This window comes from Rhodococcus sp. RDE2 (assembly GCF_020885655.1).
GTDB classification, from domain to species: Bacteria; Actinomycetota; Actinomycetes; order Mycobacteriales; family Mycobacteriaceae; genus Rhodococcus; species Rhodococcus pyridinivorans.
In genome coordinates this window covers 5,250,600-5,271,030 of the sequence record NZ_AP025186.1, presented here as the reverse complement: position 1 = coordinate 5,271,030, position 20,431 = coordinate 5,250,600, and the positions used below count along the sequence as shown (strand labels likewise).

Sequence of the window (20,431 nt, the reverse complement as noted above, 5' to 3'; positions counted from 1 at the left end):
CGTCAGGGCGTGCGGGTCAGGAGTTCGTCGAGCCGATCGAGAACCCGCCTGTTGAGGAGGGTGCGGTTGCCCATCTCGCAATGCCCACCCGCACCCTCGGCGTCGGTGAACGGGATGAGGGTCACCGTGTCGCCCAACCGATCTCCGAACGTTCCTGCACCGCGCGCGAGGGCATCGCTCTCGGCGGCGGTCACCACGACCGGGCACGAGATACGCTCCCCGACCTCGTCGAGTGTGTACGCGTTCGTCTCCGCGAACAGTTCCCGGATGTCCGAGGCGCCGTTGACCCAGAATCCGCGGGCGATGATCTTCCAGCGTAGTGACGGATCCGACTGCACCGCAGCCATGATCGCGTCCGCGTCCTGCGCGTTCATCGAGAGAGGTTCGTCCAGGACCTCGGGGGACAGGCCGAATGCTGCCCCGAGGGCCCGGGTGCCGGCCGCGACGCTCCACTGACCGGGATCGGCGACCACCGCGGCCAGGCGATGCTCACCGGATGCCGCACGCGGCGCGAGATACCCACCGAGACTCCATCCGCTCAACACGATGCGCTCGCGGTCGACGATCGGTGAGGCGATCACATGGTCGATCACCGCGCGCACGACCACTTCCCAGTCCGGGCGCATCGGCATGTTCTGCTTGTAGAGCATCTCGCCCTGGCCTGGTCCGTCGAACAGGAGACAGTGGTAGCCGCGTCGCAGTGCCGCCACCGCCGACGCGAAGTACATGTCTGTGATCGTGGCGTCGTATCCGTTGGTGAAGACGATGAGCGGCCGCACGCTGTTCTCGTGGCCGGGTGCGGGAATCAGGTAGCCCGGAAGCGTGGTGTCCTCGAACGGAATCCTGGCGGCCTTGACGGGTGTGTCCCCGATCGCCAGCCCGGCATCGAAGGCCGCGACCTGCTTGTCGAAGGCGGCGATCAGACGTGGGTCGACGGGAGAGCCGTACAGCGGGTGGTAGGCGGTCGCGTAGTAAGCGCTCGCCCGCAGGAACAGCTCGCGGACGGAGTCGTCGTGCCCGGCGACCGCACAGGTCTCCGCTTCGGCGACGAGACGGTCCCCGGCCTCGACCCACGCCCGGTAGAAGTCCGCGTCGTCACCGTCGCCCACCTGCCGGGCCACTGCGGCGATCTCGCCGAAGTCGGCGCCGCCGTAGGGGATGTAGGCCAGCGGCCAGGTTCCGAATTCGTCGTGCAGATGATCGTGGAACAGCAGACCCATGTCGGTGCTCCTTCGAGCCGAGTTTCGCGAATCGGGGTTCTCCCTGCACGGTGACGGCACGGCGACGTCACTGCTACCGGAATCAGCGGATTTCACCCTCGATTTCGTCGAACAGGAGCTTCGGCCTCGCTCTCCCTATACGGCTACGAGCCCGTCCGGTGCCTTCTTCGCCAGGCGCCCGGCGAGTGCCGCACACACCAGGAGCTGCATCTGATGGAACAGCATGAGCGGCAGCACGATCAGGCCGATGGGCTGGCCGGGGAAGAGCACGATCGCCATGGGCAGACCGGTGGCGAGGGACTTCGTGGAACCGCAGAAGAGAATCGCGACGCGGTCCTGATAGTCGAAGCCGAGTCCGCGCGACGAGTACCAGGTCAGTGCGAGCACGATCGCGAGCAGTACCGCGCACACCCCGACGAGGGCGAGCAGGCGGCCGACCGAGATCATCGACCAGATGCCCTCGTTCATGCCGCGGCTGAACGCCACGTACACGACCAGCATGATCGATCCGCGGTCGACGAGCTTGAGCGGCTTGCCGTGGGCCTTCACCCAGCCGCCGATCCAGCGCCGCAGGAGCTGACCGGCGACGAACGGCACGAGCAGCATCAGCACGATGTCGAGCACGGCCGAACCGCTGAAGGTGACGCCCTGCGTGGACATCGTCAGCGCGACCAGCAGCGGCGTCGCGAAGATTCCGATGAGACTCGAGGCGCTGGCCGAGACGATCGAACCGGGGATGTTGCCGCGCGCCACCGAGACGAGCGCGATGGCCGACTGCACCGTGGACGGCAGCAGGCACAGATAGAGGACGCCGAGATAGAGCGGGTCGCTCAGGATCGACGGCACGAGCACCTTGGCGGCCAGGCCGAGCAGCGGGAAGACGACGAAGGTCGTGGCGAGGATCGTCAGGTGCAGACGCCAGTGCTTGAGACCCTCGATGGCCTCCTGCGTGGACAATCGCGCGCCGTACAGGAAGAACAGCAGCCCGATGGCGATCTTGGCGGCCCAGTTCACGCCGTCGAGTACGACCCCGTCGGCGGGCAGCAGAGCAGCGACGGCGACGGTGGCGAGGATGGCGAGCAGGAACGGGTCGAGTCGTCCGAGCACGGGGATCTTGGAGAGCACGAATCGACGGTACGGCAGCCGGAGGGCATTACAGAAGACGGTCACCACGTTTTCTGTAATCGCGATTCGTGATGGAATGGGGTGGTGTTCGATCCGGTGCACCTACGGAGCTTCCTCGCCGTCGAGCGGGAGCGCGGCTTCACCGCGGCCGCCCAGCGGCTCGGCCTGCGGCAGTCGACGGTCAGTCAGCACGTCGCGCGACTCGAGAAGGAGATCGGACGCCGCCTGTTCGTACGCGACACGCACAACGTCGAGCTCACGGCGGACGGTGCCGACATGGTCGCCTTCGCCCGCGAGATCCTCGATCGCCACGATGCCGCCCGCAGACACTTCTCGGAGTCGCCGCTCAGCGGCCGGCTGCGTTTCGGGGTCTCCGAGGACCTGGTGCTCTACGAGCTGCCGTCGATCCTCGCCGAGTTCCGGCGCAGTCATCCCCGCATCGATCTCGAACTCACCGTGGATCTGAGCGAGGATCTCCAGCGCCGGCTCGACGACAACGAGCTCGATCTGGTCTTCGGCAAGCGCCGACCGGGTAGCCGCCACGGCGAGATGATCTTCCGCGAGCGTCTCGTCTTCCTCTCCGCCCCCGATTACGTCCTCGACCCGGACGAGCCGACACCGCTGGTGTCCTATCCGTCGCCGGCCCTGACGCGCGACATCGCGCTCGAGGTCCTCCAGCGCAGCGGGCGCGGCGTGCGCGTCGCGTGCACGACCGACAGTCTCAACGGCCTGCGCGCCGCGGCGCTCGCCGGACTGGGTGTGGTGCTGCACGCCGAGCGGCTCCCTCCGCCCGGTCTCGTCCCGGTGCGCGATCCCCAGCGCCTGCTTCCCGATGCGGGTGAGATCGAGTTCGTGCTCATGGCCCGTCGTTCCGTACTCAGTGGTCCGGAGGCGGCACTGCGGGCGGCCATCCTCGCGAATGCGGATCGCGTACGCGTGTGACGGTGTCGCGGATGGGTATTCCTGTGCCACGCCCGCTGGGGGCGGCAGTGCTCACGCCGCAGGAGGAACCGTGTCCACAGACGCGATCGTGTTGCTGAAGGAAGACCACAAGGAGATCAAGAAACTCTTTCGCGACTTCCGGAAAGCCGAGGGGGAGAAGGAGAAGGGCAAGATCGTCGACAGGATCATCGAAGCCCTCACCGTGCACACCTATCTCGAGAACGAGTGCATGTACCCCGAGATACGCTCCCTGCTTCCCGATCTCGAGGACGACATCCTCGAGTCCTACGAGGAACACCACGTCGCCGATGTGCTCGTCGTCGAACTGGCCGGAATGAAGCCCGACGCAGAGCGTTTCGACGCGAAGACGACGGTCCTGATCGAGAACGTCGAGCATCACATCGACGAGGAGGAGGACGAGTGGTTCCCCAAGGTGCGCGAGGCACTCGGCCGTAAGCAGTTGCAGGACATCGGTGCCCGCATGCTCGAGATGAAGAGGGACGCCCCGCGGTCGCCCGCACAGCCGTCCGCGCTGAAGAAGACGATCGACGCGGTGATCAGCTGATGGTGTGCTGCGGCCGGGCGAGGGAGGCGCCTCGTCCGGCCCGGCTCGCCCGGTAGGCGTCGCGCCGCGTCTCGACGAGCCACCCCGGCCACGGATCGACGAATCCGGGGCAGTGGACGGTCGGATCGAAGGACGGCTGCTCCGAATCCTTCTCGGACAGGCGACGACTCAGCGTCAGGCGTCCTGCCGCTTCCAGGGGGCCGCGGGCGGAGCCCACCAGGAGGGAGAATTCGAGCGGCGCTTCGAGTGCCTGCACGGAGGTCGTCGAGGACGGATGTCGTCCGCGCGGAACGGCGGTGATCCACCGCGGCGTGGGATCGCTGTCGGTCCGGTAGGCCATGAGCGTGCTGTAGCGGGCACTCGACCACGAGCGGGCCGGCAGCAACGCGACCCGGCCAGGTAGGTAGGCCGACGCGAGCAGGACGTCCCACGGACCGGTCTTCAGGGTGAAGCGCAACGCGAGGCCGAGCACGTCCGGCATCCCGTCCGGTGTGCCGAGGGCCCGCGACACCCGGGCGATCACCGGGACAGGGCGGGGGATCTGCCGCGGCCACCAGGACGAGTCGAGTTCGGCCATCCCTTCGAAGGTCGCGCCGCGGGGATGGAACACGCGTGCTCCGCGCAGCGCGGATCCCACTCGGAACGGCACGGACAGCGCCGACGACAGAGCAGTCATGGGGATGGCGTACCCGCCGGTCTGTCGGTTCAATCGCGTTCGTCACTCCCGACCCCGGCAGCGTCCGATTCGGTCACGATGGAATGTATGCGTTCACCGTTGCCGGACTATCTGACCGAAGTCCTCCGAGGATGTGCCGACAGTTCGGGCGCACTCGCCGATTACATCCCCGAACTGGCGAGGGCCGACCCGGACCGGTTCGCACTCACCCTCGTGACCGCCGAGGGTGCGATGTACTCCGTGGGCGACGACGACACCGAGTTCACGATCCAGTCGATCTCGAAGCCCTTCGTCTACGGTCTCGCACTGCAACAGAGAGGCTTCGACGCCGTACTCGACGTGATCGACGTCGAACCCTCCGGGGAGGCGTTCAACGAGGTCTCCCTCGAACGCAACACGGGCCGTCCGCTGAACCCGATGATCAATGCCGGTGCGCTCGCCGCACACGCCCTGGTGCTCGACGACAGGCCGGTCGAGGACTCGGTGGAGGACATCCGCTCCCTGCTGTCGTCCCTGGCCGGTCGCGACCTGGCGATCGACGAGAAGGTCGCGGCGTCGGAACTCGAGAACTCCTATCGCAATGTCGCCATCGCCAATCTCCTTCGGGGATACGAGGTTTTCGAGGACGATCCCGACGAGATCGTCGAGGGGTACATCCGGCAGTGCTCGGTGACGGTGACGACCAAGGACCTCGCGATGATGGCCGCGACACTCGCGGCGGGCGGCGTGCAACCCGTGACGTGCGAGGAGATCTTCTCGCGCGACGTGGTGCGTCAGGTGTTGTCGGTGATGGCGACCTGTGGGATGTACGACGCGGCGGGGGACTGGCTCTCCACCGTCGGCATCCCCGCCAAGAGCGGCGTATCCGGAGGAATCATAGGAATCCTACCGGGACAGTTGGGTATTGCAGCGTACTCGCCGCGCCTCGACGAGCACGGCACCAGCGTCCAGGGGGTCGCGGCCTTCGGTCGTCTCTCCCGCGACATGAACCTGCATCTGATGGACGCGCCGATGGTCGCACACTCGGTGTTGCGCAGAAGACATGTCATCGGTGAGGGTGACGAGTCTCTCACTCTTCTGGAGTTGCAGGGCGACCTCCAGTTCACCAGTGCCGAGGGTCTCGTGACGGCCGTGGTCGACGATCCGGTGGAGACGAAACGCCTGGTTTTCGACCTTTCCCTCGTCCGCACGGTCCTGCCTGTGGGCCGAAGGATGTTGCTGGAGATGATCGGTCGGCTCCATCGGGACGGTGTGGAGGTCGTCGTGATCGACCCCGAAGGGCATCTGCCCGATCCCGACACCGGCTACGGCTTCCGCCCGCAGGTCCATGCCTCGTGGGATGACCTGGAGGCGCAGGGGTGAAAGGGCATTCGGCACGAAAGTGACGTGAGGGACGGCTGTGAAATTTTCCGGAACCACGGGTGGCGTTCACGCCGAGCCCTGGGCTACGGTGTCGTGCGGTGTGCCTGAGGCCGGCGGCGAAAGACGCTCGTACCCCACGAAAGAAGATCCATCCATGCCGTTCCGTGAATCCCTCGTCGTCCCCGGAATCGTCCGGGTAGGAGGATGATGGCGTTGCTCACACGTTCGCCCTATCGTTGCCCCGGAGACGGCAGCGTGATCCACCACGCGTGCGCAGGACTGCTGACCTACTGGGAGCGGCCCGTCGAGGAGCACGTCGCCCGCACCTCGCTGGGCGACACCTACGTGCTCACCACGGGCCCTGCCACAGCACCGCCGATCGTGATGCTCGCGGGCGGCGATCTCCCGGCGGCCGGGCTGCGTCTGCTCGCCGAGCAGTTCGGCGAGCACCACCGGGCGGTGCTCGTGGACGTCCCGGGCCTTCCGGGTGCGAGCGCGGGCAGCCGGCCCGACAGCCGGATCCACGCCGTCTACGGCCACTGGCTGGTCGAGGTGCTCGATGCACTCGGCGTCGAGCGGGTTCCCGTGATCGGTCTCGGCTGGTCGGCATCGGTGGCCGCCGCAGTGGAGGATCCCGACCGGATCGAGAAGCTGGTGATCGCCGCGCCGCTGGGGCTCGTCCCGCGCGTCCGGTGGAACCGCGCCCTCATCCCCGGTCTGCAGTGGCGCAACGAGCCCAACCTCGAGAACACCGAGCGGTACCTCCGGGCACTCGCCGGGGGCGACTACCGACCCGACGAACAGACCCTGCGATGGTCCTGCCGCGTCGGCGCGTACTGCACGTCGCTGACGAACATGCCCCGCATCGATCGGGCCGTGCTGCGCCGCTGGCGCGGGCGTCCGGTCGAGGTCGTCGTGGGAAGCAAGGACCCCCTCGTACAGGTCGACGCGCTGAACAAGCTGGCAGACGACATGGGCGCGCATTTCGTGGCGCTTCCCGAGGCGGGTCATCTCCTCGCGGTCGAGACGCCGGCAGCCCTGGCGTCGATGGCCGCTGCTGCATCGGTAACAGAGAACTGAGGCCTGGGATCCGGAAAACCGGGTCGAAAGTGGCGATGCCGGGCTGCCCCCGACGGGCGTAGCTATCAGTCCGGCATCGCCACTTCCGGTCACCCTCCCAGTGGAACCCGAGCGTTCGGGTACCCACCTCAGGGCTGCGATAATCCCCGAATTATTACGGTTTGGTCACGGGGACACCTACGACCGTACCACCTGAATGCCGGGTCGTTGCAGATGTGTGTATCGGCGCGTCACACATCCGCGATTACGGGGACGCGATCACATCACGCCACGGCTCTGTCGGATCACGCCACAGCGGGGCTCCAGTCGACCACCACCGACCGTGCTCCGATGTATTCCAGCAGGTCACGGACCGGTCCGCCGAAGCGGAGCTGACGGGCGACCTCCAGTTCGTCGAGGTCGTCGTCCTCCGTGCCGACGAGGATCCCGTTGATCACGCTGCGGGCTGCGGACACGACGAGTGTCTCCTCCTCGGCCACCCGGACCGGTACATCGTTCTCGCCCGCCACCGCGCCGACCGCCACGGCCACGTAGTCCCTGTCCTCGTCCGCGTCGTGATACGCGACCAGACGGCCGTGAAGCACGGACTCGGGCAGGATGCGGTCGAGCGTCACGCCCGAGGGAACGCTCTCGTCCTCGGGACGGACGCTCGGACCGGATGCGGCCGGTGTGGCCGGGGATGCCGTGGGCTGCGCGGCTGCGTACAGGGGTACACGCCGAGACGTCCAGCCGAAGTAGGTTTCGCGTTGCGCATACATCGCACCTGCGCCTCCTCGATAGGACTTCGTCTCTACCTCCAGTGTGCTCCGGGCCACCGACACGTTTTGCAGCCCCGAAGGAGGCGTTCCGAGGGGTCGTACGAGCTAGTCGCGCGAGGCCCGGACGCCGGGTGAGACGAGCAGTCGGCCGAGAACCGCGAAGAGCGCGAGGATCACCAGCGAGCAGATCCCGGCGAGGGCGGCACCGCCCACGACCAGGGCGTAGTCGCTGCGCGCGAGACCGTCCACGATGGGCCTTCCCACCCCGCCGAAGCTCACTGCCGCGGCGATGGTCGCGGTCGCGACGATCTGCACGGCGGCGGTGCGCAGGCCGACAAGGATCAGCGGCAGAGCCACCGGGAGCTGGGCTCGCAGCAGGATCTGGGACGAGGTCATCCCCATCCCGCGGGCGGCGTCGGTCAGCGCCGGGTCGACCCCGCGGATCCCTTCGTAGGAGTTCAACAGGATGGGTGGGATCGCGAGTGCCACCAGCGGCACCATCACCGGAACGAGCCCGATCCCGTACAGCACGACCAGCAACACGAGCAGGCCGTAGGTGGGGAGAGCGCGTGCGGCGTTCGCTGTGAGCGACACGAGCACGCCGCCGCGGCCCGTGTGCCCGGTCCACAGGCCGAGCGGCAACGCGAGGAGCACCGAGATCACGAACGCGAGCAGGGTGTAGGCGAAGTGCTGGGCCAGTCGCGTCGGGATCCCGGACGCACCCGACCAGTTCGCGGAGTCGCCGAAGTACTCGGCCAGATAGTTCAGCAGCGTCGTCATCGGGACACCTTCGAGGTGCGGCGCATCCACGGCGTGGTGAGGCGCTGGACGAGCACGAGCACCGCGTCGACGACCAGTGCCATCACAACGGTCGCGATGATGCCGATGATCGCCAGATCGAGCCGGTCGAGTTGCACCGACGCGGTGAACAGTGCCCCGAAGGCGCCCATGCCGATGAGCGCTCCGACGCTCACCATGCTGATGTTCGCGACCGTCGCGACCCGCAACCCCGCAATGACCGCGGGGATCGCCAGAGGTAGGTCGACGGTGAGCAACCGGCGCGGTGTCGAGAATCCCATCGCCACCGCCGACTGGCGGACACTGTCGGGCACGGCACGCAATCCGTCGACGACGTTCGGGACGAGGCCCGCCAGCGCGTAGACGGCCAGCGGAAGGATCACGGTGGTCCGGCTGATCCCGGTGAACGCGATGAGCAGGACGAAGAAGGCAAGCGACGGAATCGAATACAGGACGCTGCAGACCGCGAGCACCGGGGCGTACACCCGCGGCCACCGCACGCACGCGAGGCCCAGCGGCAGAGCGAGGACGAGGCCCAGCAGCGACGCGCCGAGGGCCATGACGAGATGATCGCCGAGCAGTTCCCAGAACGTCCCGAGATAACCGGGAATCCGCAGGTTCACCGCGACTTCCGCATCTCGAGCGGAGACGGGGTGCCGGCCTCCCTGTGGTTGTGCGCCGCGCGGACCGCCGCGGCCACCTCTTCGCCACTGATCACCCCGAGCGCACGTCCGTCGTCGTCCACCGCCACGGCATGGCCCGACGGTGAGAGCACGGCCGCGTCGAGCACGACGCGCAGCGGATCCCGTCCGGGAACGAACGGCTTTCCGGCCGGCAGGAATTCCGCATCGGCACTGCCGTCGCGCCACCCCGTCGGGCGTCCGTCGTCGTCGACGACGAGAAGCCAGTCGTCGCCGACGGCGAGTTCGGCGGCATCGCGGGTGACGATCGGATCGGTGCGCAGCGGCAGGTCGGCGGACGAGAAGAACGACATGAGTCGCACACCGCGGTCGACGCCGAGGAATCCGGCGACGAAATCGTCGGCGGGGGAGGTGAGAAGCTCCTCCGGGGTCGCGTACTGGGCGAGCACCCCGCCCGGCCGCAGGACGGCCACGCGGTCGCCGAGCTTGATCGCCTCGTCGATGTCGTGGGTGACGAGCACGATCGTCTTGGCCAGCACCGATTGCAGGCGCAGGAGTTCGTCCTGCAGATCCTTGCGGACCACGGGATCGACCGCGGAGAACGGCTCGTCCATCAACAGGATCGGAGGATCGGCCGCCAGCGAGCGGGCCACACCGACACGCTGCTGCTGCCCGCCGGACAGCTGAGCCGGATAACGTTGCGCCAGTTCTTTTCCGAGGCCGACCCGGGTGAGCACGTCCATCGCGGTCGCGCGGGCCTCCTTGCGACTCGCGCCGAGCAACCGGGGCACGGTGGCGACGTTGTCGACCACCGTGCGATGGGGGAACAGCCCGGCGTGCTGGATGACGTATCCGATGCCGCGGCGCAGGATCCGGGGATCCTCGTCTCGGACGTCGCGGCCCCCGACGAGCACACGCCCGCCCGAGGGCTCGACCATCCGGTTGATCATGCGCAACGAGGTGGTCTTGCCACACCCCGACGGCCCGACGAACACCGTCAGGGTGCCCGTCGGGACTTCCAGCGAGAGTCCGTCGACGGCGACGGTCCCGTCGGGATAACGCTTCTCGATGTTGTCGAATGTGATCACGCGGCACCGACTTCCGTCAGTTCAGATCGTTCTGCTGCAGCCACTCCTCGGCGACGACGTCGATGTCGCGGCCGTCGGTGACCACCTGTCCGACCAGGACGACGAGGGTCTCGGTGGTGAGCTTGTCGGACACGGCGTCGATCTTCGCGACGTCGTCGTCGTCGAGATCGGCGCGATGCACCAGCGGGGTGACGTTCTGGGCTCCGAAGACCGACTCCGGGTCCTCCAGTGCCACAAACGGTTCGGTGCTCAACGACGGATCGGTGGTGAAGATGTTCGCGGCCTGCACGGTGCCGTCCGAGAGCGCGCGGATGGTGATGGGTCCGCCGGTGTCGGTGGGGACGAATTCGCGGAACTCGACCCCGTACACCTCACGCAGACCCACGACACCCTGCTGACGCGTCTCGAATTCGGGCGGTCCGCCGAGGACGAGTTCGCCGGCGACCGGCGCGAGATCGGCGATGCTCACCAGGTTGTAGCGCTGCGCGGTCTCCTCGGTGACGACGAGGGCGTCCTTGTTCTCGCCGGGTGCGGAGGCCAGGATCTCGAGCCCGTCCGGAAGGGCTTCGGACAGGCCCGCATTGACGTCCTCGGTCGTCGAGGCTGTGTTGTCGGGATCGACCCGGGCGAGCAGTGCGCCGTTGTACTCCGGGACGAGCGTGATGGCACCCGAGGCGACCTGGTCGTAGTAGATCTCGCGGCTGCCGATGTTGAACTGCCGGGTGACCTCGGCCCCCGTGCTCTCGAGTGCCTGCGAGTAGATTTCCGCGAGCAGGACGTTCTCCGGGAAGTTCGCCGAACCGACGACGATCGCGCCTCCGTCCGCTGTATCCCCGGCGAGGGGATCCTCGTCTCCACCGCCGGAACAGGCGGCCAGGGCGAATGCGGACACGGCGAGAAGTGCGGTGGTGCGTGCGAAGCGTTTCACGGGTTGCTCCCTCGGATGCGGCACGGTCGGTTTTCGACTCTATCCCGGCGGATACCCACTGTGCCGGATTTGTCACGAGTGGATCACCAGTCGTCGCCGGCACGCTCCGAGGTCGCGAGGGTGAGGATGCCGTTCTCGAGACGGTATCGGCTCATCGAGTCCAGTGCGGGGGCATAGGCGTGCACGGTCACCGCCGGGACGGGACCGTCGTTGACGACCTCGTGCACGTGCCGACCGTCGAATCGAGGCGTGGCACCCGCCGACAGATGGGTGCGGGAGAGCGTCACGTGTTGCCCGGGAAGATCTTCCGACCACGGCTGGTCGACGGTGTCCTCCCGGACCCGTCCCTGCGCGACGGCGAACGCACCGGCACTCCCACCGTGATCGTGAATCCCGGTGCGCTGCCCGGGAAGCCAACTCAGCAACCACACCTCGTAGTCGTCGGCGACGGCGAGCCGGGTGTACCAGCGTTCGGTCTCGTCGAAGCGGACGAGCGGCTGCCAGCGGGAGACGTCCGCGGCGATGTCACGGACGATCTCGGCGAGGTCGACGCGCACGGAGGGGGACAGAAGAGCAGCAGGCATCGTGGTTCCTCGAAACGGGAGCCGGACGGGACCGTAGGGTCGTCCGGGCAGAAGAAGTGGGTCGGGCCGGGATCAACGACAGGCGCGACAACCACAGAAACCACCAGCGATGCGGACGTAGTCCACATGAAGCCTGCGATGCCGCAGGGTCGCCGGAAGATGCATGTCGCTCACTTCAGCGGCCGGATGCGGCACTGTCAAGGTTTCCACTCGTGTGACGTTCGAAACAACCGGGCCGGATTGCGTCGCCGTACGGGCTCGTCGCGCTCGTCGCCGAACAGCAACGGTGCTGCGTACGGGCGGTCCGAGCCGAGCACGACGCGGTCGGGGCCGAGTCCGGCCGCCACGGTCTCGACGATCTCGGGACCGTACGACGAGGTGTCGACGAACACTCCGGCCGATGGGATCGTCGCCGGTCCGCCGCGCGCGGCCATCCGGTCGGCGTGCAGCGGCGCGAGTCCGGCGAGCATCGCGAACCCCACGCGCAGTCCGGGGAGGCGAGGGGCCCCGTACTCGTGCCAGGCGAACCACGCGGTGTGCATCTGCGCCACGTACGACACCATCGCCGGCCACCACGGCGGAGCCGACGGATCGGCCGCGGCGGGCCCGGGATGCACGAACAGGGGAGCACCGACGCGGTCGAGTTCGTCGAGGAGCGGGGCGCACCGCGCGTAGCCGTCGGCATCCGCCAACGCGGTGGCGGGAAGCTGGAGACCGACGCAGCCCGCCCCGAGCACCTCGCGCAGCGCTGCGGGATCGGGATCGTCGACCGACGCCGCCGCCCACGCCCCGAACGGGCGCGGCAGCGCCAGCACTCCCTCGTGGTAGGCGTCGAGCAGACCGGCCGCGTCGGCTGCGGGCAGCGATTCGATCCCCAGCGGGCTCGACAACGACACCAGTGCCAGGTCGATGCTGTCCTGCGCCGCGAGCTCGGCCCGCCGGGCGATCGAGTGATCCTCCGGTCGCACCTCGTACGGGGGTTCACCGTCGAGGTACAGCGTCCATCCGACGAGCCGCGGCGCACGGGTGCGTGCCCGTAACGCCGCGACGAGGGGTGCCGGCCAGACGTGCTGGTGGACGTCGACGCGGGGAGCGGTCATGCCGTCAGGATGGCAGACCGCCCGTCCGCTGTCCGCTGCCCGCGCTGCCTGCGTCGCCTACTGTCCTGCGCCGCGGGGAACCCATCGTTCGTGCAGCTGTCCGCGCCGGATACCCGGACTCGTCCCGGGCGTCGCGAGAGCGGGGGTGGGTGCCGAGTGACGGTTTCCGACCACCGGCTGCGATCCGGATGCCGGGTCGGCGTGGAACTGCTCGTCGTACTCCGACGGGGGATCGGGCAGGCGACGCGGCCGATCGATCCGGTACGGATCGTCGTGGTTCCTGCCCGTTCCCTTGAGCAGGCTGGTCGGCAGGTAGATGCTCGCGGTGATGCCGGCATTGGTGGACGAGTCGAAGGTCGGACGCAGACGCACCGTGATGCCGTGACGATCGGCCAGGCGCGCGACCACGAACAGACCCATTCGCCGTGCGGCACCCGATCCGGCTTCGCCGTCCGAACCCAGCCGCATGTTGATGTCGGCGAGTTCGTCTGCGGGAATACCGATTCCGCGGTCCGCGATCTCGAGGAGGAGACCACCGTCGACGGCGCGGGAGAACGCGAACGCCACGGTGCTCTCGGGCGGTGAGGCGCGCAGTGCGTTGTCGAGGAGCTCGGCGATCATGTGGACGACGTCGGTGACGGCGCTGCCGACCAGATTGCCGTCCGGTGCATTTCCGATGTTCACGCGCTGGTAGTTCTCGACCTGGGAGACCGACGCGCGCAGGACGTCGACGAGCGGTGTGTCGGGGACGCGGCCGAGGCGCTGGCGGGTACCGGCGAGGACGAGCAGCGAGTCGCCGGTGCGCCGCATGCGGGCGGCGAGGTGGTCGAGCGCGAACAGGTTCTGCAGACGCGTCGGGTCGCGCTCTTCGTGTTCGAGCGAATCGATCAGCGCCAGTTGCTGTTCCACGAGCGTCTTGTTTCGGCGGGCGAGCGTTTCGAGCATCTCGTTGACCTGGCGGCGCAGCTGGGCCTGTTCGCCGGCCAGACGCAGGGCGCCCTCGTTCATGCTGTCGACGGCGCGCGCCACCTCGCCGATCTCCTCGCGGGTGTGGACGCGGATCGGATCCAGTGTGACGGATTCGATCTCGGCGCCGTCCTTGATCGCAGCGAGTGCGGCGGGCAGATCCTGTTCGGCGGTGCGCAGGGTGTCGTCGCGCAGTCGGCGCAACGGCCGGACGAGCGACATCGCGATCACGATCGCCAGGGCGAGGGCGAGGGCGAGGATGATCGCGACACCGATGGCGTTCTTGAGGGCTTCGGTGCGTGCTTCGGCCGCGAGGTCGTCGAGGGCGGCCACGGCTCGGGTCGCGGAACCGGCGACCTCCTCCTGGTAGATCATGAGGCTCTCGAAGATCGACCCGCGCAGGGCGGCGACGTTGCCCGCTTCGTTGTCGAGGTTGGCCGTGAGGCTGCGGCGGTTCTCGAGCTGGGTCATCAGACCGTCGACCCGGGAGGAGTCGGCGGCCTCGTTCTCGACGAAGGTGTCACGGAGGACGGCCAGTCGCGCGGACTCGACACCGAGGGCGTTGTTCCACATGAGCAGGGCACCGTCGGTTCCGGCGCTCAGCGCGGAGTATGCGAGGACCTGGTCGAGCAGGGACCACTGGGTGTCCCACAGGTCGAGGAGTGTCGCGCTCTCGCGCTGGACGGTGGGGTCGTCCGTGGTGGTGGTGATGGCGCGGTAGGCAGCCTGGGCGCGGCTGACGAATCCTTCGGCGCGCTCGCTGGCCACGGTCGGCGCCAGGGTTCCCGACGACGCGCTGTCGAGCAGGCTCTCGCCCTCGGCGAGCATGCGGTTGATCATCGCCGCGATCTGCGGATCGAGATCCTTCGCGTCGATGTGGTCGCGCAGCGTCGCGGCGGATTCGCGGGCGACCTGGGCGCCGTTGTCGACGGGCAGTGACAGGATCGTCGCTGCGGCGGCGCCGGTGACACTGGTGGCGTAGTCGGCGAGGGTCGGCAGGATGGAGACGTTCTCGGCGGCGGCGCTGTAGGCGTCGTTCTCCTGGTAGAGGTCGTAGACGCGGAGCGAGCCGTACAGGGTCGCGGCGACGATGGGGACGGCGACGACCGCGGTCATCCTGCGCCACAAACGCCAGTTGTCCGGCGTGTGCTGCCGGAATTTCCTCATGAGACTCACAACGTTTCGCCCCCGAACCTCTCTACCTGCCTGAGTCGGCGGCCGGCCGAAACTGGACTTCGGCAAGTAGAGAATTTCGCCTTCGAAATTCGGGCCAGGGCGAATCACGGTTCGCTGCCGTCAGGACGTGGGTCAGAGTAGGTAGTACTTCGCTGCGCTCACAAGATCGCCGTCCAAGTCCGATAGCTGGTATTCGACCTTGCGTATACATCACGGTCGTGCGCTACGATGCCGCCGGAATTTCCCGTTCCGCCGGGTTTCGATGTCAGGGGGGCGCATGGATCTGCGACGGGTCGATCTCAACCTGCTCGTCGTCCTCGAAGTCCTGCTCTCCGAACGCAATGTCACGCGCGCGGCGCGGCGACTGAACATGTCGCAACCGGCGACGAGTACGGCTCTCGCACGGTTGCGCAAGCAATTCGACGATCCGCTTCTCGTGAAGAGCGGCCGCACACTGCGTCCCACCGCGCGGGCCCAGGCGATCGTCGAACCGCTCCGCGAGGTGCTGCGGACCCTCGAGCGTTCGGTACTGGCCGCGCCCGGTTTCGATCCCGCGACGGATTCACGCACCTTCACCATCATGACCGGCGACTACGCGGAGATCACCCTCCTGCGTCTGCTGGTCCGGGGGAGCACCCCGGCCAACATCCGTTTCGATCTGCTGCCGTTCAACGGTGCCGGTCTCGATGCCTTCCGCCGGTTCGAGATCGATCTCGCGGTGCTGCCGGAATACGTCCTCGAATCCCCGGAGTTCGAGAGCTGCCGGAGGCAGGTCGTGCTGACCGACAGATTCGTCGGGGCGGTCTGGTCCGGCCACCCGTACACCGGCACCAAGCTCACCCGCGAAGTGCTCGGCCGCTACCCGCTGCTGTCCTACGTGCAGTACTCCGACGACACCAACCTCGGCCGCGCCCTGCTGCGTGCAGGAGTGGTGGCCCGGATCGGCGCGACCAGCGGCAACCTCGCGGTTCTCCCGTATGCCCTGGAGAACACCCGCATGATCACCTTCCTGCCCGAGCGCATGGCCCGGCACCTCGCCGAGGCGGCGTCCCTGCGCATCCTGGAACCGACCTTCCAGCTGCCGCCCCTGCGCGAATTCGCGGTGTGGCACGCCGAGCGCGATGCGGATCCCGCGCACGCCTGGCTCCGCGCGCAGCTCGACCCGGTCGGGCGTCGCCGCGTCGCAGCACAGGCGGGCTGACAGCGACGAACGCTGCGAACCGGCCCGTTCGACGGGTCCGATCCGCAGCGTTCGAGTGGATCCGGCGAGGTCAGCGTCCCGATCGACGCTGGAGGATCACCGCGATGACCACGACGAGAATCGCGATCACTCCGACTGGCGCGACCCGCGTCGCGACCGATCCCTTCGCGTACTGCATGAGGTCGAGCGGTTCGGCCTCGGGCTGCGGGGGCGCGGCCGGGGAGGGAGTCGTCGACGGCGTGGGAGGCGTCGAGGTCATCGCCGGTGCCGGTGAGGCGCTCACCGGGCTGGGCGGAACCGACTCGTTCGGCCGCGCTTGCGCGGAGTCGTCGTCCCCGGCGCCGGGCCCGACGAATGCTCCACCGGCAGGCTCGTCGCCCGAACCCGCGGCGGTGAGCGGCGGGCTCGCCGGCACGGACTCGTTGGGCTGCGACTCGGCTGCCTCAGCGGTCGCCGCGGAGGAGGCCGCTGCTTCGGGTCCGAGTTTCTTCGACAGGCAGTCCGCGAACTGCTCGAGGATCTTCCCACCGACATCCGAGATCATCCCCCGCCCGAACTGGGCGGGCTTGCCGGTGATCTTCATGTCGGTGTTCACGATGCCGTCGGTGCGGTCGCCGTCGCCGGTGAGGGTGACGGTGATGGTCGCGGCCACCGTGCCGTTGCCCCGGGTGTCCTTCGCATTGGCCTCGATGACCGCCCGGCGGGCGCTCTCGTCCTTCTCGACGTACACGCCGGTGCCCTTGAACGTGAGCGCCACCGGTCCGAGCTTCACCTTGACGGTCCCGGTGAACGTGTCGCCGTCGACCCCGGTGAGCGTCGCGCCCGGCATGCACGGCGCGACCTTCTCCGGATTCAGCAGGGCGGTCCACACCTCGTCGACCGGGGCGGGAACGGACAGTGTGTGTTCGAGTTGCATGAGGTCCTTTCCGAACAAGTGGTCCGGGATCTCGGTGTTCGGCGTGGGAACGCCTAGACCCCGGAGGCAGTGGTGACCGCTCGTCGGGTGAGTACCCGGGCGAGGTGGCTCCGATACTCGGCGTCGGCATTCCCGTCGGTCATGGGAGCCGTGCCGTCGGTGGCGAGCTCGGCGGCCTCGCGGATCGTCTCGGCCGTCGCAGGCCTGCCGACCAGCGATTCCTCGACGCCGCGTGCCCGGACCGGGACAGCCGCCATGTTCGTGAGGGCGATCCTCGCCCGCTCGATGGTGCCGCCGGACGCCTGCAGGGTCGCCGCGACCCCGACGATCGACCACTGCTGGGCCGCGCGATGGAACTTCTCGTAGCGCGCCGACCAGCCCGTGTGCTTGGGAATCCGGACCTCGACGAGGATCTCTCCGGGTTCGACCGCGGTCGTGAAGTAGTCCTGGAAGAAGTCGTCCGTCGCGATGGTGCGACGCCCGGACGGACCGGCCACGGTGAAGGTCGCCTCGAGCGCCACGGCCGGCGCCGCGAGATCCCCGGCCGGGTCGGCGTGCACGAGCGACCCGCCGAACGTGCCGCGGTGCCGGATCTGGGGATCGGCGACGGTCGCCGTCGCCTCGGCCAGCAACCGCGCGTGTTCCGCGACGAGCGGGTCGTGCAGCACGTCGTGGTGGGTGGTGGTCGCACCGATCACCAGGGCGTCGCCGTCGTCGCGGATGCCCCGCAGTTCGGGGATCCTGCCGAGGTCGACGAGCACCGTCGGTGCCGCCATCCGCAGTCGCAGGACGGGCATGAGGCTCTGACCGCCGGCGATGACCTTCGCGTCCTCACCGGCCTCGGTCAGCGCGGCGACCGCTTCGTCGATGCTCGACGGGGCGACGTAGTCGAACGGGGCCGGAATCATTTCGTGCCTCCTCGGGCGTCGCGGAGCGCGTGCCAGATCCGCATCGGTGTACAGGGCATCTCGACGTCGGTGACGCCGAACGGCCGGACCGCGTCGAGTACGGCGTTGACGACGGCCGGGGTGGAGGCGATGGTTCCTGCCTCGCCGACACCCTTGACACCCAGCGGATTACCGGGTGCCGGGGTGTCGGTGCGATCGGTGACGAAGGGCGGCAGATCCACCGCGGTGGGCAGCAGATATTCGGCGAACGACGAACTCAGCAACGTGCCCGACTCGTCGTGCACCGCTTCCTCGTACAAGGCCTGCGCGATGCCCTGGGCGAGTCCGCCGTGCACCTGACCCTCGACGATGAGCGGGTTCACGACGTGCCCGACGTCGTCGACGCACACGTACTTGCGGATGCGCGCATGCCCCGTCTCGGTGTCGACCTCGATCGCGCACAGGTGGGTGCCGTGCGGGAACGAGAAGTTGTCGGGATCGTAGGTCGCCTCGGAGTCGAGGTTCGGTTCGACACCGTCGGGCAGGTCGTGCGCGGCGAACACCGCGAGCGCGACGTCGGTGAGCCCGACGGACTTCGCGGTGCCTTTGACGCGGAACTGCCCGGCTTCGAAATCCAGGTCGTCCTCGGAACATTCGAGCAGGTGCGCGGCGATCGGCCGGGCCTTGGCGACCACCTTCTCGGCGGCCTTCACGACCGCGATGCCACCGACCGCGAGCGAGCGGGAGCCGTAGGTGTCGAGACCGCGCGGTGAGCTCTGCGTGTCGCCGTGCAGGATCTCGATGTCCTCGAACGGGATTCCGAGCCGGTCGGCGACGATCTGGCTCCACGCCGTCTCGTGGCCCTGACCGTGGGCGGACGAACCGGTGACGACCTCCACCTTGCCGGTGGGGAGCATCCGGATGGCGGCGTGCTCCCAGCCGCCGGCGCCGTAGGAGAGCGAACCGAGCACTCGCGACGGGGCCAGGCCGCACATCTCCGTGAACGTGGAGACACCGAGACCGAGTTGCACCGGGTCGTTGCGCTCGCGTCGTTCGGCCTGCTCGCGCCGTAATGCGTCGTAGTCGAACAACTCTCGTGCCTTGGCCGTCGCGGCCTCGTAGTTGCCCGAGTCGTAGGTCAGACCCGCGACGGTGTCGAACGGGAACTCCTCGTGCTTGATCCAGTTCTTCTCGCGGAGCTCGAGGGGATCCATGGACAGTTCGACGGCGAGCTCGTCCATGATGCGTTCGATCGCGAAGGTGGCCTCGGGGCGTCCGGCGCCGCGGTAGGCGTCGGTGGGCACCTTGTTGGTGAACACGTTGGTGCACGCGAACCGGTACGAGTCGAACTTGTAGATGCCGTTGAACATGAACGCGCCGAGGATCGGCACGCCCGGGGTGACGAGGCGCAGGTAGGCGCCCATGTCGGCGAGCAGTTCCACCTTCAGGCCCGTGACGGTGCCGTCGCGGCGCGCGGCGAGGGTCAGTTTCTGGACCTGGTCGCGGCCGTGGTGCGCGGCGAGCATCGACTCGCTGCGCGTCTCGGTGTACTTGACGGGCTTGTGCAGGCGACGCGCGATGAGGAGCGTGAGCACCTCCTCCGGCGTGACCTGCAGCTTGCCGCCGAAACCACCGCCCACGTCGGGGGCGATGACGCGCAGTTTGTGCTCGGGGAGACCGAGGGTCATCGCGAGCATCAGCTTCAGCACGTGCGGGACCTGGGTCGCCGACCACATGGTGATCTGCGAGGCGGTGGGGTCGACGACGACCGACCGCGGTTCCATGAAGGCCGGGATGAGCCGCTGCTGCCGGAAGGTCCGTTCGACGACCACCTCCGCGTCGCGGATCGCGTCCTCGACGTTGCCGCCGCTGCCCGCCTCGGCGGAGTCGAACACCCACGTCGCGCTGACGTTGGTGCCGAGATCGGGGTGGACGAGGTCGCCGCCCTGCGCCGCGCTCTCGAGATCGAGCACGACCGGCAGGTCCTCGTAGTCGACGTCGATCGCGTCGAGGGCGTCGTGGGCCTCGTATGCGCTGCGGGCCACCACGACTGCGACGGCCTCACCCGCGAAGCGCACGGTGTCGACGGCCAGGGCCGGGGCGTTCGGGGTCTTCATGTCCTCGGTGATCGGCCACGCGCACGGCAGGCTGCCCTGCTCCTCGGCGAGGTCGGCCCCCGTGTAGACGGCGACGACCCCCGGCTTGCTCCGGGCCTCGGAGACGTCGAGGCCGGTGATGCGGGCGTGCGCGACCGGGCTGCGCAGGATCGCGGCGTGCAGCATCCCGGGGAGCACGATGTTGTCGGTCCAGCGAGTGCGGCCGGTGACGAGGTGCTCGTCCTCCTTGCGGCGGCGTGCCCGGCCGAGTTCGGATTCGCCGGTTCCCTCGTCGGTGGTGGGATCCACGGTGCTCGTCATC

At 68.3% G+C, this 20,431-nt stretch carries 19 protein-coding genes; 5 read left to right on the top strand and 14 right to left on the bottom strand.

All coding sequences use genetic code 11. The features are described 5' to 3' along the window. Nucleotides 1–2: 2 nt before the first annotated feature. On the bottom strand, nt 3–1,220 hold the full coding sequence (locus tag LPH33_RS24595) for an alpha/beta fold hydrolase (RefSeq protein ID WP_229566509.1): 1,218 nt from the start codon (nt 1,218–1,220) through the stop codon (nt 3–5). Between the two features lie 135 nt (nt 1,221–1,355). Continuing rightward, nucleotides 1,356–2,345, bottom strand: a complete 990-nt coding sequence (locus LPH33_RS24590) for a bile acid:sodium symporter family protein (RefSeq protein WP_229566508.1) — start codon at nt 2,343–2,345, stop codon at nt 1,356–1,358. 84 nt (nt 2,346–2,429) lie between these two features. Here LPH33_RS24590 and LPH33_RS24585 point away from each other — a divergent pair, with 84 nt between their 5' ends. Together LPH33_RS24585 and LPH33_RS24580 are read left to right on the top strand one after the other, a co-directional pair. Beyond that, on the top strand, nt 2,430–3,287 hold the full coding sequence (locus LPH33_RS24585) for a LysR family transcriptional regulator (protein WP_060652732.1): 858 nt from the start codon (nt 2,430–2,432) through the stop codon (nt 3,285–3,287). Nucleotides 3,288–3,357: 70 nt separating this feature from the next. Further along, entirely contained in the window at nt 3,358–3,852 is a 495-nt protein-coding gene (locus tag LPH33_RS24580; RefSeq protein ID WP_060652533.1) for a hemerythrin domain-containing protein, read from the top strand. Here the strand turns inward: LPH33_RS24580 and LPH33_RS24575 are convergent. Continuing rightward, nucleotides 3,845–4,528 (bottom strand): phosphodiesterase, encoded by a 684-nt coding sequence (locus tag LPH33_RS24575; protein WP_229566507.1) that lies wholly within the window; start codon nt 4,526–4,528, stop codon nt 3,845–3,847. The genes LPH33_RS24580 and LPH33_RS24575 overlap by 8 nt on opposite strands. Nucleotides 4,529–4,615: 87 nt before the next feature. On the opposite strand from LPH33_RS24575, the gene LPH33_RS24570 reads away from it, so the two are divergent. Then, on the top strand, nt 4,616–5,890 hold the full coding sequence (locus LPH33_RS24570) for a glutaminase (RefSeq protein ID WP_229566506.1): 1,275 nt from the start codon (nt 4,616–4,618) through the stop codon (nt 5,888–5,890). A 207-nt stretch (nt 5,891–6,097) separates the two neighbouring features. Continuing rightward, nucleotides 6,098–6,970 carry an alpha/beta fold hydrolase gene (locus tag LPH33_RS24565; RefSeq protein ID WP_229566505.1) on the top strand — a complete coding sequence of 291 codons (873 nt, stop codon included), beginning with the start codon at nt 6,098–6,100 and terminating at the stop codon, nt 6,968–6,970. A 284-nt stretch (nt 6,971–7,254) separates the two neighbouring features. On the opposite strand, the gene LPH33_RS24560 is transcribed toward LPH33_RS24565, so the two are convergent. The 8 genes from LPH33_RS24560 to LPH33_RS24525 form a co-directional block, all read right to left on the bottom strand. Further along, nucleotides 7,255–7,728 carry a hypothetical protein gene (locus tag LPH33_RS24560; protein ID WP_060652535.1) on the bottom strand — a complete coding sequence of 158 codons (474 nt, stop codon included), beginning with the start codon at nt 7,726–7,728 and terminating at the stop codon, nt 7,255–7,257. A 105-nt stretch (nt 7,729–7,833) separates the two neighbouring features. Continuing rightward, nucleotides 7,834–8,508, bottom strand: a complete 675-nt coding sequence (locus LPH33_RS24555) for an ABC transporter permease (protein WP_229566504.1) — start codon at nt 8,506–8,508, stop codon at nt 7,834–7,836. After that, a complete protein-coding gene (locus LPH33_RS24550; protein WP_229566503.1) occupies nt 8,505–9,149 on the bottom strand; it encodes an ABC transporter permease in 645 nt (214 codons plus the stop codon). The genes LPH33_RS24555 and LPH33_RS24550 overlap by 4 nt, the downstream gene beginning before the upstream one ends. Continuing rightward, nucleotides 9,146–10,255, bottom strand: coding sequence for an ABC transporter ATP-binding protein (locus tag LPH33_RS24545; protein WP_229566501.1), 1,110 nt, complete (start codon nt 10,253–10,255; stop codon nt 9,146–9,148). Before LPH33_RS24545 ends, LPH33_RS24550 begins: the two co-directional genes overlap by 4 nt. 16 nt (nt 10,256–10,271) lie before the next feature. Next, a complete protein-coding gene (locus LPH33_RS24540) occupies nt 10,272–11,183 on the bottom strand; it encodes an ABC transporter substrate-binding protein (RefSeq protein WP_229566500.1) in 912 nt (303 codons plus the stop codon). Nucleotides 11,184–11,266: 83 nt separating this feature from the next. After that, nucleotides 11,267–11,767 (bottom strand): cysteine dioxygenase, encoded by a 501-nt coding sequence (locus LPH33_RS24535; protein ID WP_229566498.1) that lies wholly within the window; start codon nt 11,765–11,767, stop codon nt 11,267–11,269. Nucleotides 11,768–11,964: 197 nt separating this feature from the next. Further along, complete coding sequence (locus LPH33_RS24530; protein WP_229566497.1) at nt 11,965–12,867, bottom strand: amidohydrolase family protein; 903 nt, start codon at nt 12,865–12,867, stop codon at nt 11,965–11,967. 57 nt (nt 12,868–12,924) lie between these two features. Continuing rightward, on the bottom strand, nt 12,925–14,949 hold the full coding sequence (locus tag LPH33_RS24525) for a sensor histidine kinase (RefSeq protein WP_229566496.1): 2,025 nt from the start codon (nt 14,947–14,949) through the stop codon (nt 12,925–12,927). A gap of 337 nt (nt 14,950–15,286) precedes the next feature. Here LPH33_RS24525 and LPH33_RS24520 point away from each other — a divergent pair, with 337 nt between their 5' ends. Beyond that, nucleotides 15,287–16,210, top strand: coding sequence for a LysR family transcriptional regulator (locus LPH33_RS24520; RefSeq protein WP_060652542.1), 924 nt, complete (start codon nt 15,287–15,289; stop codon nt 16,208–16,210). Between the two features lie 70 nt (nt 16,211–16,280). Here LPH33_RS24520 and LPH33_RS24515 read toward each other — a convergent pair whose 3' ends face one another. From LPH33_RS24515 to LPH33_RS24505, 3 genes are read right to left on the bottom strand one after another with little or no spacing between them, the layout of a single operon-like run. Beyond that, entirely contained in the window at nt 16,281–17,126 is an 846-nt protein-coding gene (locus tag LPH33_RS24515; RefSeq protein WP_060652736.1) for an SRPBCC family protein, read from the bottom strand. A 53-nt stretch (nt 17,127–17,179) separates the two neighbouring features. Next, on the bottom strand, nt 17,180–18,034 hold the full coding sequence (locus tag LPH33_RS24510; protein ID WP_229566495.1) for an FAD binding domain-containing protein: 855 nt from the start codon (nt 18,032–18,034) through the stop codon (nt 17,180–17,182). Next, nucleotides 18,031–20,430 (bottom strand): xanthine dehydrogenase family protein molybdopterin-binding subunit, encoded by a 2,400-nt coding sequence (locus LPH33_RS24505; RefSeq protein ID WP_229566494.1) that lies wholly within the window; start codon nt 20,428–20,430, stop codon nt 18,031–18,033. Before LPH33_RS24505 ends, LPH33_RS24510 begins: the two co-directional genes overlap by 4 nt. Between the last annotated feature and the right edge of the window lies 1 nt (nt 20,431).

Excerpts from the sequence above, each read along its gene's own strand:
- LPH33_RS24595 (WP_229566509.1), bottom strand. The coding sequence starts at position 1,220 with ATGGGTCTGCTGTTCCACGATCATCTGCACGACGAATTCGGAACCTGG.
- LPH33_RS24575 (WP_229566507.1), bottom strand. The coding sequence starts at position 4,528 with ATGACTGCTCTGTCGTCGGCGCTGTCCGTGCCGTTCCGAGTGGGATCC.
- LPH33_RS24570 (WP_229566506.1), top strand. The coding sequence starts at position 4,616 with ATGCGTTCACCGTTGCCGGACTATCTGACCGAAGTCCTCCGAGGATGT.
- LPH33_RS24565 (WP_229566505.1), top strand. The coding sequence starts at position 6,098 with ATGGCGTTGCTCACACGTTCGCCCTATCGTTGCCCCGGAGACGGCAGC.
- LPH33_RS24560 (WP_060652535.1), bottom strand. The coding sequence starts at position 7,728 with ATGTATGCGCAACGCGAAACCTACTTCGGCTGGACGTCTCGGCGTGTA.
- LPH33_RS24555 (WP_229566504.1), bottom strand. The coding sequence starts at position 8,508 with ATGACGACGCTGCTGAACTATCTGGCCGAGTACTTCGGCGACTCCGCG.
- LPH33_RS24535 (WP_229566498.1), bottom strand. The coding sequence starts at position 11,767 with ATGCCTGCTGCTCTTCTGTCCCCCTCCGTGCGCGTCGACCTCGCCGAG.
- LPH33_RS24530 (WP_229566497.1), bottom strand. The coding sequence starts at position 12,867 with ATGACCGCTCCCCGCGTCGACGTCCACCAGCACGTCTGGCCGGCACCC.
- LPH33_RS24525 (WP_229566496.1), bottom strand. The coding sequence starts at position 14,949 with ATGACCGCGGTCGTCGCCGTCCCCATCGTCGCCGCGACCCTGTACGGC.
- LPH33_RS24520 (WP_060652542.1), top strand. The coding sequence starts at position 15,287 with ATGGATCTGCGACGGGTCGATCTCAACCTGCTCGTCGTCCTCGAAGTC.
- LPH33_RS24515 (WP_060652736.1), bottom strand. The coding sequence starts at position 17,126 with ATGCAACTCGAACACACACTGTCCGTTCCCGCCCCGGTCGACGAGGTG.
- LPH33_RS24510 (WP_229566495.1), bottom strand. The coding sequence starts at position 18,034 with ATGATTCCGGCCCCGTTCGACTACGTCGCCCCGTCGAGCATCGACGAA.
- LPH33_RS24505 (WP_229566494.1), bottom strand. The coding sequence starts at position 20,430 with ATGACGAGCACCGTGGATCCCACCACCGACGAGGGAACCGGCGAATCC.